At 46.3% G+C, this 16,499-nt stretch carries 13 protein-coding genes; all 13 read left to right on the top strand.

Annotated elements, in window-relative coordinates; all coding sequences use genetic code 11:
- Positions 1-13: 13 nt before the first annotated feature.
- The 13 genes from JOD02_RS05965 (at position 14) to JOD02_RS05905 (ending at position 16,461) form a co-directional block, all read left to right on the top strand.
- On the top strand, positions 14-751 hold the full coding sequence (locus tag JOD02_RS05965) for a PRC-barrel domain-containing protein (protein ID WP_204487859.1): 738 nt from the start codon (positions 14-16) through the stop codon (positions 749-751).
- 211 nt (positions 752-962) lie between these two features.
- A complete protein-coding gene (locus JOD02_RS05960; RefSeq protein WP_204487857.1) occupies positions 963-2,525 on the top strand; it encodes a VanW family protein in 1,563 nt (520 codons plus the stop codon).
- Positions 2,526-2,695: 170 nt separating this feature from the next.
- Entirely contained in the window at positions 2,696-3,808 is a 1,113-nt protein-coding gene (locus tag JOD02_RS05955; RefSeq protein ID WP_341534541.1) for a type I phosphomannose isomerase catalytic subunit, read from the top strand.
- Entirely contained in the window at positions 3,805-5,178 is a 1,374-nt protein-coding gene (locus tag JOD02_RS05950; RefSeq protein ID WP_341534540.1) for an RsmB/NOP family class I SAM-dependent RNA methyltransferase, read from the top strand. Before JOD02_RS05955 ends, JOD02_RS05950 begins: the two co-directional genes overlap by 4 nt.
- Positions 5,179-5,241: 63 nt before the next feature.
- Positions 5,242-5,724, top strand: coding sequence for an Lrp/AsnC family transcriptional regulator (locus JOD02_RS05945; protein ID WP_204487854.1), 483 nt, complete (start codon positions 5,242-5,244; stop codon positions 5,722-5,724).
- A complete protein-coding gene (locus JOD02_RS05940) occupies positions 5,721-6,899 on the top strand; it encodes an aminotransferase class I/II-fold pyridoxal phosphate-dependent enzyme (RefSeq protein ID WP_204487852.1) in 1,179 nt (392 codons plus the stop codon). The genes JOD02_RS05945 and JOD02_RS05940 overlap by 4 nt, the downstream gene beginning before the upstream one ends.
- Before the next feature lie 14 nt (positions 6,900-6,913).
- Positions 6,914-7,750 carry a rhomboid family intramembrane serine protease gene (locus tag JOD02_RS05935; protein ID WP_204487851.1) on the top strand — a complete coding sequence of 279 codons (837 nt, stop codon included), beginning with the start codon at positions 6,914-6,916 and terminating at the stop codon, positions 7,748-7,750.
- A gap of 123 nt (positions 7,751-7,873) precedes the next feature.
- Complete coding sequence (locus JOD02_RS05930) at positions 7,874-9,067, top strand: DUF362 domain-containing protein (RefSeq protein WP_341534539.1); 1,194 nt, start codon at positions 7,874-7,876, stop codon at positions 9,065-9,067.
- Positions 9,068-9,085: 18 nt separating this feature from the next.
- On the top strand, positions 9,086-10,927 hold the full coding sequence (locus tag JOD02_RS05925; protein ID WP_204487849.1) for an ABC transporter ATP-binding protein: 1,842 nt from the start codon (positions 9,086-9,088) through the stop codon (positions 10,925-10,927).
- Positions 10,928-10,969: 42 nt separating this feature from the next.
- Positions 10,970-12,763 (top strand): ABC transporter ATP-binding protein, encoded by a 1,794-nt coding sequence (locus JOD02_RS05920; protein WP_204487955.1) that lies wholly within the window; start codon positions 10,970-10,972, stop codon positions 12,761-12,763.
- A 154-nt stretch (positions 12,764-12,917) separates the two neighbouring features.
- Positions 12,918-14,114 carry a LysM peptidoglycan-binding domain-containing protein gene (locus JOD02_RS05915; RefSeq protein ID WP_204487847.1) on the top strand — a complete coding sequence of 399 codons (1,197 nt, stop codon included), beginning with the start codon at positions 12,918-12,920 and terminating at the stop codon, positions 14,112-14,114.
- 213 nt (positions 14,115-14,327) lie between these two features.
- Positions 14,328-15,653, top strand: coding sequence for a PocR ligand-binding domain-containing protein (locus tag JOD02_RS05910; protein WP_204487845.1), 1,326 nt, complete (start codon positions 14,328-14,330; stop codon positions 15,651-15,653).
- A gap of 172 nt (positions 15,654-15,825) precedes the next feature.
- Positions 15,826-16,461, top strand: a complete 636-nt coding sequence (locus tag JOD02_RS05905; RefSeq protein WP_204487844.1) for a corrinoid protein — start codon at positions 15,826-15,828, stop codon at positions 16,459-16,461.
- Positions 16,462-16,499 lie beyond the last annotated feature (38 nt).

The following is a 16,499-nucleotide window of genomic DNA, read 5'->3' as shown; positions in this document are numbered from 1 at the left end:
TGGAGTTGGTGGTATGAAGGCTAGGCAAGATGTTAAAGGGTTGCCGGTGATATGCATAAGGGAAGGGATTGAGTGCGGGAAAGTTAGAGAATTGCTAGTAAATTGCCATGAAGGAAAAGTACGGTATATAATAATTGAAGATGAAGAGTGGTATTTAGGGGCTAAGCTGTTACCTTTAGACAGAGTGGTGGGAATAGGGCGTCACGCTATTGTCACGGAGAGCAGAGAAAATATTTTGCCTTTTTCGCTGGTTAAAGAAGCGCAGGATTTAATAAGACAAGGGATAGGGTTTATCAATTGCAGGGTTTATACACAAGAGGGCGAATACATTGGTGTTGTAAAAGAATATTACTTTAATGAGGAAGACGGCAATATTGTAAAATGCAAGTTAAGCGGGGAGGATGGAGGTAGTTTTGAATTGGATGCCTCCCAAGTTATCACTTATGGTACAGAGTTGCTGGTTGTGAGCGATAATGTCAGTAGAGTGATTGTTCACGAAGGTAGGGATTACCAAGCTGCTGCCCCTGCTGAAGATGCTAAGAAAGATGTCGAGCACCATATGGAAGGTTCATCTTTGTTTGAACAAAAGCAGAGGCGATTTCTCCTTGGCAAGAGGGTGACTAAGAAGATAGTGAGTGAGGCGGGAGAATTGCTGGCTGCTGAAGGGGATATAGTGACCGGTGAGCTTATCGACAAGGTAAAAGCTGGAGGGAAACTTGTCGAGCTTACCATGAACATTGAGGCTGTATAACAGTGAGGCTTGACGTTTTGAAGCAAAACTATTACGAAAGTTTTAAAAAGTTTTACGGTTTTGCTTCAGAGTGTTAAGCTTTTATTATTTTATGGCATAATATATTTACTTCTTGAAGCAGTTATTTTACTATAGTAATTGTACGTTTGGCTGTTGTAAGTTCAAGATTTTAAATGAGCGGATAGTATAATGAGTGGAGGTTAAGGTTTAAATGCAATCCACAACTCAGTCTGAGAGAGAAGCGGTTGGGAGAAAAGCTGCACAAAAGAAGAAAAAAAGCGTTATATACAAAGCGAGGGTTATGATTGTTTTTACTCTCGCTTTTTTGGCCATTTTAGGGGCAGGGGCTTATGCTTATAACATTCTAAATAGTAATCACTTTTATCCAGGGGTCACGGTTGATGGTTTACCTATGCAAGGGCTAACATTTGAAGAGGGTTTGGAAGCTATCCGTAAGCTTAGGCAACCAGAGCTGGATGCCATAAAGCTGACGCTGAGGCATGGCAAATACGAATGGGAGTACAATTACCAGAATATTGGTGCAAGCTTCAACATAGAAGACGTTGTGGAGGAAGCCTATCGGGTGGGGCGAGTGGGTAACATATTTGAGAGGCTAATGGAAATATATGAAGTAGGCAAAAAAGGGCGGCAGTTTACTACTGTTTTGACGTATGACGTTTCACTTCTTAAGAATGAGCTCGAGGCAATTGCTAGGCAGATAAATATCCAACCTGTGGATGCGCAAATCGAGTTTCATCCCGATAGCAAACAGAAGTTTACTTTTACCAAAGAAGTCATAGGGAAGGGCATGTTGATTGAACAGGCCATGGCCGATATAAAGGCCAAAGTGGATGCCAAGGATTTTACACCCTATGAGATACCAGTACAAACTCTTTATCCTAGATATACTCTGGATGAGGTTAAAACCTGGACCAGCAGGATTGCCGTTTATTCCACTAAATTAAGCGGGACTCCTGAGCGGATTCACAATATAACCCTTTCTTCTAAGAGTTTTGATGGGCTTCGATTGGACCCGGGAGAGGTATTTTCATTTAATGAAGCAACGGGGCCGCGAGACAAAGCGCACGGGTATCTAGATGCTCCTGTCATAAAAGAGGGCAGAAAACTAGTAGATGAGCCGGGAGGTGGCAATTGCCAGACCTCTACCACATTATACGGTGCCGCAGTGCGTGCTGACTTGGAGATATTGGAGCGGTGGCATCACTCATGGCCTTCTGCTTATACAGAGGTGGGACAGGACGCAACAGTGAACTACCCTACACTTGACCTCAAAATTAGGAACAACAAGGATACACCGGTGTTTTTTAACAGGTATATCAGTAATGGAAGGCTGTATGTTGAAGTGTATGGTAAAGCGCCTACCGCCTATGATAAGATAGAGCTGATTTCGGTGATATTGGAACAAACCGATAAACCGCCAGAAAAGGTGGTGCAGGATAATACATTAAAGCCTGGCGAGGAGGTTATCGAATATGAGTCCAGGCCTGGCATAAAAGTGCAGACATATAGGGTGTATTATAAAGATGGGAAAGAGGTTAAACGGGTCAAAGAGGCGTATAGCAATTATCCTAGGATTGTGGGCAAGAAGAGGGTAGGCCCTCCAAAACCTCCTGAAGAGGTTGCCCCGGAGGCAGGGAGTCCAGGGGAGACGCTAAAACCGGATGAACAGCCTGCGGACAGCGGTGTGAATAATGGAGGCGCACCGTCGGCTCAAAACGGGACTGAAATTCCGTCGGATGAAATGGTGAACTGAAAACCGCTTGGGCGACCAGGAGAAACTTAATATTTGCATTTGAGGCTTCTGTTCTTCCGGAGTTAACCGGAAGTTTTTTGTTTTAAACAATGTTCTTCAATTTTTGGGGATAAATCGTTATAATAAAAAAGGTGGCTTGCTCAGCAAAATTTTTCAGGCAAGTGCAATAGATGGAGAACAGTGCTAGAGGAGGAACCCGTTATATGTGGTATCCATTGCTTTTTGAACCTATCTTGAAGGAAAAAATATGGGGAGGTAATACCCTTCAGAAAAAATATAGCAGAAAACTCCCATCCGTGAAAATAGGGGAGAGTTGGGACGTGGCATGTCATCCGAATGGTACCAGCGTGGTGGCCAATGGCCCTTTAAAAGGGCAGACATTGAGACAGCTGATCGATTCTTATGGAAGTCAACTATTGGGGCAAGAGGTACAAAAGAGGTTTGGGGGTAAATTCCCTTTGCTTATAAAGCTTCTCGATGCAACAGAGTTCTTATCCGTTCAGGTACATCCTGATGATAAATATGCGGCTTTGCACGAAGGTGGACAGCCGGGTAAAACTGAGATGTGGTATATAATTCATGCACAGCCCGGTGCTCAGTTGATTTACGGTCTTGTGCCTGGGACCAGTCGAGAGGAATTTGAGCAGGCTGTAATGGAGGGAAAGCTGGAGAAATATCTAAGGAGCATTGAAGTTAAGGCAGGGGATGTGTTGTACATACCGGCTGGAGTAGTGCACGCTATAGGGCCGGGGATTTTGATATGCGAGATTCAGCAGAATTCCGATACTACTTACAGGGTGTATGACTGGAACCGGCTGGGGGATGACGGTAAGCCCAGAGAACTCCATGTAGACAAAGCGCTGGACGTGATAGATTTTAGTGGAAGGCTTACAAGGGATAAGCTGACTGGCTTGTCGGTTGAAGAAGAAGGCGGCAGGCGCACATACTACATCGCCTGCGATTACTTTGCTGTTGAAAAAATTGAATGCAGAGGCTCTATTTATGAAAAAGGAGATGGGACAAAATTCTTCACTTTGACGGCAGTGGAGGGACAGGGAGAGATAGTGTACAGCCAGGGCAATCAGCCTTTTAAGGGTGGGGATTCAATACTCATACCTGCCTGTCTGGGGGATTATGTGATTAGAGGAAAATGTACTATAATAAAGGCGTATGTCCCCAACAGGGAGAGGGATGTAATTGCACCTCTTCAAGCCAAAGGTTTTACTAAAGACCAGCTTGGAGTCATTGCAGGTTTATTTGAAGGAGATGGTGGAGAAAAGTGATCAATTTGCCTGAGGCTTTTGTAGACAAGATGAAAGGCCTTTTGGGGCCAGAGTATTCTAGGTTTATGAGTTGTTTTAAAGGGTCACCTTACCAAGGTTTAAGAGTGAATACTTTAAAAATACCCATAGAGGATTTTTTGTCCATCGCCCCTTTTGATTTAAAGCCCGTTCCGTGGGCTGAAGGCGGTTTTTATTACGGTGATGAAGACCGCCCGGGGAAGCACCCTTATTACTATGCCGGCCTGTATTACATTCAGGAGCCCAGCGCCATGGCTCCGGCCGAACTTCTAGGAGTAAAGCCGGGGCACAAGGTATTAGACCTGTGTGCAGCGCCTGGCGGCAAATCATTTCAGATAGCTGCTCGTCTCAAGGGAGAAGGTTTCCTGCTATCCAACGAGATTGATGCCTCGCGTGTCATCGTTTTGGGTGAAAACTTGGAGAGGTTAGGGGTTAGAAACGTCGCCATCACCCAGGAGACGTCGGGCAGGCTGGCCGCGGTCTTCAAGAACTATTTTGACCGTATACTGGTGGATGTCCCTTGTTCGGGCGAGGGTATGTTTAGAAAGCGCCCTGACATGTGCTCAGTGTGGTCTTATACTCTGCCTGATAGAATCAGCGTCAGACAAAAGAGCATATTAAAGCATGCTGCACAGATGCTGGCCCCTGGTGGGAGGATGGTGTATTCAACCTGCACCTTCTCTCCAGAAGAAAATGAGGGGGTGGTAGACTGGTTTTTAAAGGAGCACCCCGATTTTTGTCTGGTTGATGACGTTCACTTCACGTGGTTTGATAGAGGGGTTCCAGAATGGGTAAACGGAAGTTCCGAGCTTGTGAAGACCTATCGGCTTTGGCCGCATAAGATAAAAGGTGAGGGCCATTTTATGGCGCTTTTTGAAAAGAGGGTAGAGGGTGGTGCCGCCACTTTACCACTTTTCTACAAGCGTAAAGGAATAAGCAAGCTGCCTGTAGAGTATGAGTGTTTTATGAAGGAGTATATGAAGGAGTTTATAGAGGGGCCCCTTTATGTCCATAAGGACCAATTGTACTGGATACCTCCCTCTCTACCGGATTTGAGCGGGCTTAAAGTATTGCGTCCTGGCTTGAGGCTGGGCACTATCAAGAAGGGGAGATTTGTGCCTGGGCATGCGCTGGCTATGGCCTCTAAAAAGGAGTCTGTAGTGCAAACTGTAGACTTTTCAAGTGACTCAAAAGAAGTAATACAATATCTTGAAGGTTTTACCCTTACGGGGTTTGACGGGAAGGGATGGGTACTGGTTACTGTAGACGGGTATTCGTTGGGATGGGGCAAACTGTCGGATGGCATGCTTAAGAATTATTATCCCAAGGGACTGCGGCGTGTATTGACGTAATGTGTGAATAGGTGATACAATTATCCAAATATACCTTCAATAAAAGAAGGAGAGGGTTGGCTTATGGTCAATGAGATTCTTGAAATATTGAATGAGGACAGCAGAAGAACTCCTGAGGAGATAGCCGTGATGCTGGGAGTCGATGTGGAGACAGTAAAGCAGAAGATAGCAGAGCTTGAGAGAAATAAGGTTATAGTGAAGTACAACACCATAGTCAACTGGGATAAAACTGATCGGGAATACGTTACGGCGCTTATTGAGGTAAAGGTGACACCGCAGAGAGATCAGGGGTTTGATGCCATCGCTGAAAGGATTTATAAGTTCCCGGAGGTTAAGTCGGTGTTCCTTATGTCGGGGGACTACGACTTGGCTGTTATGATTGAGGGGCGTACTATGAAGGAAGTGGCCTTTTTTGTCGCTGAAAAGCTATCGGTATTGGATTCGGTGCTCAGCACAGCTACCCATTTTGTATTAAAGAAGTATAAAGTGGATGGGGTTATATTAGAGGACGGAGAAAAAGACTACAGGCAGGTGATTGTACCGTGAACGTGGAGAACATGATAGCCGAGCGGGTAAAAGAGGTACCACCCTCGGGCATACGGAAGTTCTTTGACATAGCCAGCGAGATGGAAGGAGTCATTTCTTTGGGGGTGGGAGAGCCTGATTTTGTGACCCCTTGGAACGTGCGCGAGGCATGCATATATTCCCTAGAAAAGGGGATGACGTGTTATACCTCAAACTGGGGGATGCCGGAGCTCAGAAAGGCCATAAGCTGTTACTTGAGCAGACGATTTGGATTGGAGTACAACCCCAAAAACGAGATAGTGGTGACCGTTGGTGCCAGCGAGGCCATAGATCTGGCTTTAAGGGCTATCTTAAATCCTGAGGATGAGGTTTTAATTCCTGACCCGTCGTACGTGGCCTATATGCCCTGCGTCCGTTTTGCTGGAGCGAAGGCTGTAGCGGTGGAGTGTAGGCCGGAGGACGAGTTCCGTTTAACTCCTGAAAAGCTGGAACAGAAGATCACTCCCAGAACAAAAGCGCTTATTTTGCCCTATCCCAACAATCCCACCGGAGCTATTATGACCCGAGAGGATTTGGAGGCCATCGCGCAGGTATTGCGCCGTACTGATATTATAGTCATATCCGATGAGATTTACGCAGAGTTGACTTACGGGCAAAGGCATGTTAGCATAGCCAGCCTGCCAGATATGAAGGAGCGTACCATTGTGATAAATGGCTTTTCAAAAGCATTTGCCATGACTGGCTGGCGGCTGGGGTATGCCGCAGGCCATCCGGCGTTAATTGGCGCTATGGTTAAGATTCATCAGTATACCACCCTGTGTGCTCCCATAATGGCTCAGGTAGCTGCTATAGAGGCTTTGAGGAAAGGATTTGAAGACGGGTTTGCTTCGGTGGAGTACATGGTCAAGCAGTACAACATGCGCCGTAAGGTCATGGTGAACGGTTTCAGGGAGATAGGATTGGAATGTTATGAACCAAAGGGGGCTTTTTATGTCTTTCCTTCTATAAAGAAGACCGGTATGTCGTCGGAGGAATTTTGCGAGAAGCTGCTCATGGATCAGAAGGTGGCGGTCGTTCCAGGGACAGCTTTTGGAGCCAGCGGCGAGGGCTTTATAAGGTGTTCATATGCCTATTCTATCGATAATATCAACGAAGCCATAAAACGTATTGGCAACTTCTTGAAAAAGGTACTGTGACTAAGGAGGACGTCATGAAGTATGAATGGGACCGCGAGCCCGAAGTCATAGAAGGGGAATATGAAGTTTTAGACGAATGGGACGCGGGAGAAACGGGTGACGGCTGGGGAAACAGGAATATACGGCTGGACCCAAGACCGCCGTATGTTACCTATGCTATTTTGGGACTGAATGTTGCCGTATGGCTTGTGATGAGCTTTATAGGTACGTTGTTTGACATCGATTTAGATTACCAGTTGTTTTATTTTGGAGCCAAAGTGAATGAACTGATTGCAGAAGGGGAGTACTGGCGTCTTTTTACTGCTATGTTCCTGCATGTCGGGGGCATGCATCTGCTGTTCAATTCATACGCCCTGTATGTATACGGTCCAATAGTGGAGAAGCTGTACGGCAAAATCCGTTTTGTGGTTATATATGTGCTGTCGGGGCTGATGGGTAGCCTCTTTAGCTACCTTTTTAGCCCTCACCCTGCGGCTGGTGCATCAGGTGCCATATTCGGCCTTATGGGCTCACTTCTCTATTTCCGCAAACGAAAGCGTGATGCATTTCAACGGGTATTTGGTCCGGCTCTGTTTATCGTAATCGGCATTAACCTACTTTTGGGGTTTATTCAGCCAGGCATAGATAACTGGGGGCATATAGGAGGTCTGGTGGGAGGATTTTTAGCGGCAAATGCCGTGGGGTTGTACAGGGAGCGCAGGTTATCGGATAAGGTGATTGCCTGGGCACTCATCGTTATGATCTTTGCATTAGGCCTGTGGATTGGACAGCAAAAATACCACCCAAAAAAGGCAATGTATATAGAAGGTTTGCGTCAAGCCTATAGTGTGCCATTTTGTCAAAAAGTGTAGTGCGGAGAAATGATTCGTATGGGTATGGAGTCTGGTAATCACATTAGGCTTTGTTTTTTCACTCTCAATGATGTTATAATGCCGCTATGTGTTAAAATCCGTTAATTTGAGGATTGTTACATTGTGAACGCACGAAAAACGGTTATCGATGGGGGAATGGGAATGAAATATGGACCGGTGGCGCTGGTAAAGTGCAAAGGTTATGACCGCCAGGAAGTTGACAGTGCGGTGAGCCGGGCCGTAGAGATGCTGGGTGGCATTGATAGATATATAAAGCCCGGGATGAAGGTTCTTTTGAAGTGTAACCTTCTGGCTAGGAGAAGGCCTGAAGAAGCTGTGACTGTGCATCCTGCCGTGGTGGAGGCCGTGGTGAGGGTTGTGCAGTCGATAGGGGCTACACCTGTAATTGCCGACAGTCCAGGGGGGCTGTATACAGAAAGGATTTTGAGGGGGATATACAGAGCCTGTGGCATGGAAGAGGTGCATGAAAGGACAGGGGTTATTCTTAACTATAATACCGATACAGTTGAGGTCAGCCACCCCGAGGGTAAGGTGGCAAAGCGCATGACAGTGATAAAGGTGCTGCAGGATGTGGATGCAGTCATATCCGTGGCAAAGCTAAAGACCCACGAGCTCACTTTGTTTACCGGCGCGGTCAAAAACCTCTTTGGCGTTATCCCGGGTATGACCAAGGCGGAATATCACCTGCGCATGAAGCGGCTGGAGGATTTTTCAGATTTGCTGATCGATATATGCACGTATGTGAAGCCTGTGCTTTCGGTGATGGATGGGATAGAGGGAATGGAGGGTAACGGCCCTTCGGCCGGTAGTCCGCGACATGTGGGGGCGCTGCTTGTAAGCCCCAGCCCTTACGCACTGGACGTGGTTTCGGCGGCTTTGGTGGGGCTGCCAGTTGAGAGGATATGTACAGTACAACGAGCCGAGGAACGGGGCTTATGCAGCAGCAAGTTAGAAGACATAGAACTTGTGGGGGACCCATTTGATGACCTCTACATATCTGATTTTAAGCTGCCCGATTCCAAAAAGCTGGGCTTTTTGGTCAGAGCCCTTGAAAGCAATAACAGGGTCTCAGAGTTTTTGAAATTCTATCTTGGACCTCATCCTGTGATAAGGTATGATGCTTGTGCAGGATGTGGTGATTGCGCCAGGTATTGCCCGCCCAAGGCAATAAAGATTATAGATAAAAAACCGCACATTGACTTAAACGCCTGCATTCGCTGTTATTGTTGTCAGGAGCTGTGTCCTCACAAGGCCGTTGCCATAAGGCGAAACTGGTTCTTTAGGATATTTAAATAATGCGTTAGGAGTGGGATGATGTTTGGCAAGTGGGAGTTGCTGTGGCAGCTCATGAGAGGCAACAGAATGCGGTATGCAGGGGCTGTAGTAGCTACCGCCTTTTCTGCTTTGCTCTCCCTTATACCTACTCTGGTTATAAGGACTACGGTGGACTCGATAATCGGTGATAAGCCCATGGACGTGCCCACATGGGTTGAGGGAGTTGTGCTGTCTTTAGGGGGCAGGGATGTTTTGACACATAACCTGTGGGTGTGTGGGTTGGCTCTGCTCGTCGTAAGCCTTATAAACGGAGCGTTGATGTATGTAAGGGGTAAGTGGACGGCTCAGGCCTCAGAATCCATGGCAAAGGGCTTGAGAGACTTGCTCTATGACCACCTTCAGAATTTGCCTTATGATGAACATGTGAAAGCCGAGACTGGCGATTGGATACAGCGTTGTACTTCTGATGTGGAAACCATACGTCGTTTTTTTGCAGTACAAATGGTTGAAATTGGAAGGACTGCGTTTTTGCTTGTTATGGCTTTGGCCATAATGTTCAGCCTTGATATAAGGATGACGTTTATTTCCATCGGCGTGATTCCTCTTATCTTTGCTTTTTCTTATGTGTTTTTCACAAAGGTGAGGGACGCCTTTCGCTTGGCTGATGAGGCTGAGGGGAGATTGACTACCGTGTTGCAAGAGAATCTTACAGGGATCAGGGTGGTAAAGGCTTTCGGACGGCAAGCTTATGAAGTTGAAAAATTTGATAGTAAAAACAGAGAATACAGGGATTTATCGTATCGTTTGGCACGACTGATGGCCAGTTACTGGGCGCTTTCAGATTTTCTTATCATGGCTCAAATGGTAGTGGTGATGATTACAGGCGTTTACTGGGCAGCTCAAGGCATCATGACGTTGGGAACTTTGCTTACATTTGCAAGTTACGAAGGTATGCTTTTGTGGCCCGTTCGCCAAATGGGCAGAATGTTGACCGATATGGGCAGAGCGCAAATCTCCCTCACGCGAATTAAAGAGCTGCTTGATAAGCCCAAGGAGGATATGGAGGAAGATGGACTTACTCCTGACCTCAATGCTGATATCGAATTTAAAAACGTGTATTTTGAGTATGAAAAGGGGCGCCCTGTGCTTAAAGACGTATCGTTTAAAGTTAAAAAAGGGCAAACCGTCGCTATTCTTGGTCCCACTGGGGCAGGAAAGTCGTCGTTGGTACACCTGCTTTTGAGGTTATATGACTATCAAAAGGGTTCTATCACCATCGGCGGAGTTGAGCTTAAAGAAATAAACAAGAGGTGGTTGCGCAAAAACATAGGGATTGTGCTCCAGGAACCTTTCCTGTTTTCTAGGACAATAAAGGAAAATGTGGCTTTAGGCAGAAGCGACGTCACTGAAGAGGAGATACTGGAAGCCATGCGTGTAGCTGCCCTTACAGATGTCATACAGCAATTTGAAGAGGGCTATGATACCCTGGTGGGAGAAAGGGGAGTAACCCTCTCTGGGGGGCAGAAGCAAAGGGTTGCCATTGCCAGGGCTCTGGTCAGGAACAGCTCCATATTGATTTTTGACGACTCCTTAAGTGCTGTAGATACCGAAACCGATGCGGCTATACGCAAGGCTTTACGGCAGAGACGAAAGGGAATAACTACGTTTATAATATCCCATCGCATTACCACCTTGTCGGAAGCTGATTTGATACTGGTGTTGGATCAGGGACGGTTGGTTCAGTCGGGTACTCATGAAGAGCTTATAAGGCAACCGGGTCTATATCAGAGGATATGGGCTTTGCAGAGCAGGCTCGAGGAAGAGCTGCTAGAGGAAAATGGTAGTCTTGCCTATCCAGCGCAGGAAAGGGGGGCGATGTGAGTGAGTGCCTATCAGGAACAGGAATATACCCAGCCGTTTAATATGGAGTTATGGAAAAAGCTTATACGTTATGCCCGCCCTTATAGAAAAGACCTACTACTTCTGGCAGCGACTATGGCAATCTCCGGCGGCATTGATGCCATCTTTCCGCTTATGAATAGATATGCCGTTGATAATTTTATTGTGCCTGGAAAGCTTGGAGGACTTTGGATTTTTGCCTTAATCAGCGTAATTTTGATCTCAATTCAGGCGTTTAACGTGTGGAGGTTGATATGCATTGCTGGCAGAATTGAGACCGGGGTGTGCTATGATATAAGAAAAATAGGCTTTAAAAAGCTGCAGGAGCTGTCATTTTCATATTTTGACAGGACCCCGGTTGGCTGGATCATGGCGAGGATGACTTCCGATATACAGCGTCTGGGGGAAACTGTTGCTTGGGGACTTGTGGACCTCATGTGGGGAAGCGCCATGATGGTGGCCACGATAGCTATCATGCTTTACTTGAACTGGAGATTGGCTCTCATAACCCTCTCAGTGGTGCCGATTTTGGTAGCCGTCAGCGTTTATTTCCAGAGGGTGATATTGAAGGCTTACCGTCAAGTGCGGAAGATCAATTCCCAAATCACCGGAGCTTTCAACGAGGGGATCATGGGGGCCAAGACCACGAAGACCCTTGCCAGGGAAGAAGAAAACCTGGAAGAGTTTAAAATACTTACTGAAAGGATGAGGCATTCATCGGTTAGGGCGGTTGTAGTGTCATCAATTTATATGCCGGTTGTGATGGCTTTGGGGAGCATCGGGACCGGACTGGCTCTATGGGTAGGAGGCGAGGGAGTCATTGCACAATCTATTACTTATGGTACTTTAGTAGCGTTTATAAACTATACCACTCAACTGTTTGAACCAATCCGTGAACTGTCCCGAATATTTGCCGAGCTGCAAAACTCGCAGGCTTCAGCCGAAAGGGTATTTTCTATGATTGAGACTGAACCTGATGTCAAGGATTCGCCGGCAGTTATTGAAAAGTATGGGGACCTGTTTAACCCAAAAAAGGAAAACTGGCCACCAATAAAAGGAGATGTGACTTTCCATAATGTCTCCTTTTGGTATAAAGAGGGCGAGGAAGTGCTTAAGGATTTTAATCTGGAAGTAAAAGCTGGAGAGACTATTGCTTTGGTGGGCGAGACGGGGGCTGGTAAGAGTACAATCGTAAACTTGCTTTGCCGCTTTTATGAACCTACCAAGGGTGAGATCAGGATTGATGGGGTGGACTATCGTAAGCGTTCTCAGCTGTGGCTACAGTCCAATATAGGGTATGTTCTTCAGACTCCACACTTATTCAGTGGAACGGTAAAGGAGAATATAAGGTATGGAAGGCTGGATGCTACCGATGAAGAGGTGGTAGGAGCTGCAAAGTTGGTCAATGCCCATGATTTTATCGTAAGGTTGGAGAATGGATACGATACCCAAGTGGGCGAAGGTGGAAACAGGTTATCAACGGGGCAGAAGCAGCTCATTTCATTTGCTCGTGCTGTCTTGGCTAATCCCAAAATATTTGTATTGGATGAAGCCACCTCTTCGGTAGATACCGAAACCGAGCGAATTATCCAAAATGCCATACAAAAGGTATTGCAGGGCAGGACCAGCTTTGTCATAGCCCACAGGCTATCAACCATAAGGTCTGCTGATCGCATATTGGTGATTCGCAACGGGCGTGTGGTTGAGCAGGGCACTCACTGGGAGCTACTAAGGCGAAAAGGGTATTACTATAGGTTGTACACAAACCAGTTTATGGAGGAGAAAGAAAGGGAGATTATTTCACAGATGAGGGGATAATTTTAACCTTATACTTAAGGTAAGTGGCTTTCATATACCATATTTTTCAACTAGAAGGTCCTCCCCCAACCGGGTTATAATATACTTACAATAAGATACAAGCCATCCTTTTTAGCACATCATTTCAATTATTTGGGAGAGGGGAGGAAAAAGCGTGTTGAGGCTCAATAAAAAGCTGATTCTGTTGATGGTTTTGAGCTTAACCCTTATTGTGTTTATGTGTGTAGTTACTTCAGAGGCTTCAGCTGCAGGGTACCAGCTTACCAGGGATTTGAGAAGGGGTATGAGTGGCCAGGATGTGGCCGTTGTGCAGCGCCTTCTTAAAGACCTGGGTTTTTTTGTATACCCACAAATCACAGGTTACTTTGGCAGCGTAACCGAGACGGCCGTAAAGGCTTTTCAAAAGGCGAATGGGTTGGTGGCTGATGGCATCATAGGGCCTGTTACCCGCAGCGTCATGAACAGGCTCCTAGCGGGTTCTACTACCTCACGAGGCGATGCTACTACTGTTTACATTGTACAGCCGGGTGATTCCCTATGGAAAATTAGCCAGCGTTTTGGGGTTTCGCTGGATGTGCTATGTGCCGCTAACAACATTAACAGTTCAGCTGTGATTTATCCAGGGCAGAAAATAATTATCCCGCGAAATACCATGCCTGTGGATACACCGAGGGTTACATATATAACCCATACAGTGGTCAAAGGCGATACGCTATGGAGCCTGTCATACAAGTATGGCGTGCCTGTCGAAGACATTGCCGTGGCAAATGGCATAACCACTTCTACTGTTTTGTATGTGGGCCAGGTTTTGAAGGTTCCTCAAAGAGAGATACCTGTAAAACCCACACCAGGACCTCAATACGGCGAACTACTCGATTGGTGGACGGAAGCCCAGTATGTATTTCCACTTAATTCCACTGCAACCGTAGTGGATTTTTATACCGGCATCAGCTTTAAGGTGGTTAGGACCTATGGTTCTGGACATGCCGATGTGGAGCCGCTTACCTCTGAAGATACACGCACAATGAAGAGCATATGGGAGAAATACGAGAAGATGGCAAGCGGTGCTGTAAATTACTGGGCAAGGCGTCCGGTGTTGGTGCTGATAAACGGGCGTAAGCTGGCGGCTTCTGCCACTGCGGCGCTGCATGCTGGCCTGGATTCTGCACCTGATGGAGCATACGTGAACTGGAGAAGCGGCGATTATGGTCCAGGAATAAATTATGATAGGATAAAGGGCAATGGAGCCGATGGGCATTTTGATATTCACTTCTTAAACAGCGTGCGCCATAAGGATGGACAAGTGGATCCCGAACATCAGGCCATGGTAAGACTAGCCGCAGGGCAATAAGCGATGAGTTGGTATGAAATAAGGTTTGACGCGATAGAGAAATTTGTTGGTCAATCGTAAAGACAGAATGGTATGAGATGATGTATAATATAGAATTGAAATGATGTGCAAAAGGATGGCGCTTTTTATGAAAAAGCGCCAATTGAAACTTTTTAACGAAGTTTTTTGTTAAAGCGGGGGTAATAAAGCTGGTTCTAACAGGGGGACTATGGGATGACTGAGTACGACAGTAGGTTTTATGACATGGAGAGTATAAGCATCGAAGATGTCGTTGATGTAAAAGAGTTGAAGAGCATACTCAACTGTTTTGTGCTGGCCACGGGGTTAGGGGCTATATGCGTAAATACCAAAGGTGAGCCTATTGTTGTTCCAGATGAATATGAGGGTCAGTGCCCATTTTGCAAGATAGTGCGCTCTGACCCTGAAGGCTTGAAGCGGTGTAATCAATCCATGAGCTATGCGGGAAGGCAAGCGGCTCAACTTGGTGAGCCATACATCTTTAGATGTCATGCAGGGTTGATAGAGTTTGCCGCGCCTATAATGTTTAAGGATGTATACCTCGGCAGCATTTCGTGCGGGCCGGTCATCATGTGGGAATGGGATGAGATTGCCGTTCAGGAGTTTTTAAACCTGACGCGAGACCTTAACATTAACCGTGAAGCTCTGGTGGTGGCTAGCAGGCAAGTGAAAATGCTTTCCAGTAGAGGTGTACAGGCAGCAGCCCGGCTTATCTTCATAGTAGCCAATCACATTGCAAAAACTGGGATGTTGACTTTGCAGTATAGGAAAGAGCTAAATGAACAGCAGGCAAAGCTGGCTGAGGCGATATTTGAGAGAAAGCGTGCAGAGGAGACCATTAAGGCGCTTGAGGCCAAGGTTCAGGAGCCGTTATATCCTATAGATAAAGAACATGAGCTTTTAAGCAAAGTAAGGTTAGGAGACCGTGCAGGAGCAAAAGAGATTTTAAATGACCTGCTAGGGGATATATTTTTCCGTACTGTCGGAAACATGGACCTCATGAAAGCTAGGATATTGGAGTTGGTAGTTGTGGTGTCGAGGGCGGCAGTAGAAGGTGGTGCCAGCTTAGAAAAACTGTTAGGGCTAAACTACGGCTTTATTTCTGAATTATCGCGGATAGATAGCATGGATGAGATATGCCATTGGGTTGTGAAGGTGTTGGACACCTTTATGGATACCATGTATGAAACCAAAAAAGTTCGCAATGCCAGAAGCCTTGGAGAGGCTTTAAAGTATATTCGGGAGAATTATAATAGAGATATCACGCTTGAGGATGTAGCTCGAAGTGTTTATATAAGCCCGTATTATCTCAGCCACCTGTTTAAGGAGGAGCTCAATATAACGTTTCTGGAGTATTTAACTATGGTACGGATGGAGGAGGCAAAAAAGCTGCTTAAAGATACGTCACTATCCATAGTGGCTGTAGCATCTCAGGTGGGCTATGACGATGCCAGCTATTTCAGCAAGGTGTTTAAGAAATACGTGGGAGTAACCCCTGCTCAGTACAGAAAAAATCTTTAGAATGGGTTGACAAGATTTTACCTATGTTCACAAGATTTAACCGATACAGCTTAAGACAAACCTGCTATAATTTATTATAGTAAGATTTTAAAAGCAACACAGTTAGCATTAGGCCATTACTTTTGTTGAAAAAGTGAACTCGTAAATATTTGAAGAGGAGGGGGTTAAACCGATGGCTGATTTCAGAGCGATTGCTGATGCCTTGAAAGCTGGCAATGCTCCAAAAGTGAAGGAAATGGTTGAGGCAGCGCTGGCAGAAGGGATAAGCCCGGAGGATATTCTCAATAAGGGGCTCATAGTAGGGATGAGCGAAGTGGGCGAGCTGTTCAAGAATAACGAGATATACGTTCCAGAGGTGCTCATCGCTGCCCGCGCTATGTATGCTGGGTTGAACATATTAAAACCCTTATTGGCTGAACGAGATGTGAAGCCCATGGGTAAGGTAGTTATCGGTACCGTAAAAGGCGATTTACATGATATCGGGAAGAATTTGGTTGCCATGATGTTGGAAGGGGCGGGATTTGAAGTAACTGACCTTGGCATCGACGTCTCGCCCGAAAAATTTGTCAATGCAGCCAAAACTGCAGGGCCAGGTTGTATCGTCGCTATGTCTGCGCTGCTCACTACCACTATGCCGGCTATGAAGGATACCATCGAGGCCTTGAAGGCGGCAGGAATAAGGGACCAAGTAAAGGTTATGGTGGGAGGAGCTCCGGTTACACAGAAGTTTGCCGATGAGATCGGAGCTGACGGATATGCCCCAGATGCTGCATCGGCTGCTGACCTGGCGAAGACCTTTGTTGCGTGATGCATTTTATCAAAAAATCAGCAAGAAGACCTTTCTTT

The organism is Caldicoprobacter guelmensis (genome assembly GCF_016908415.1).
Classification (GTDB): Bacteria; Bacillota; Clostridia; order Caldicoprobacterales; family Caldicoprobacteraceae; genus Caldicoprobacter; species Caldicoprobacter guelmensis.
This window is presented reverse-complemented; position numbering and strand designations above follow the sequence as displayed.

Bases quoted from the DNA above. Each gene is read 5' to 3' on its own strand.
- JOD02_RS05965 (WP_204487859.1), top strand. From the start codon at position 14: ATGAAGGCTAGGCAAGATGTTAAAGGGTTGCCGGTGATATGCATAAGG.
- JOD02_RS05960 (WP_204487857.1), top strand. From the start codon at position 963: ATGCAATCCACAACTCAGTCTGAGAGAGAAGCGGTTGGGAGAAAAGCT.
- JOD02_RS05955 (WP_341534541.1), top strand. From the start codon at position 2,696: ATGGAGAACAGTGCTAGAGGAGGAACCCGTTATATGTGGTATCCATTG.
- JOD02_RS05945 (WP_204487854.1), top strand. From the start codon at position 5,242: ATGGTCAATGAGATTCTTGAAATATTGAATGAGGACAGCAGAAGAACT.
- JOD02_RS05935 (WP_204487851.1), top strand. From the start codon at position 6,914: ATGAAGTATGAATGGGACCGCGAGCCCGAAGTCATAGAAGGGGAATAT.
- JOD02_RS05925 (WP_204487849.1), top strand. From the start codon at position 9,086: ATGTTTGGCAAGTGGGAGTTGCTGTGGCAGCTCATGAGAGGCAACAGA.
- JOD02_RS05920 (WP_204487955.1), top strand. From the start codon at position 10,970: ATGGAGTTATGGAAAAAGCTTATACGTTATGCCCGCCCTTATAGAAAA.
- JOD02_RS05910 (WP_204487845.1), top strand. From the start codon at position 14,328: ATGACTGAGTACGACAGTAGGTTTTATGACATGGAGAGTATAAGCATC.
- JOD02_RS05905 (WP_204487844.1), top strand. From the start codon at position 15,826: ATGGCTGATTTCAGAGCGATTGCTGATGCCTTGAAAGCTGGCAATGCT.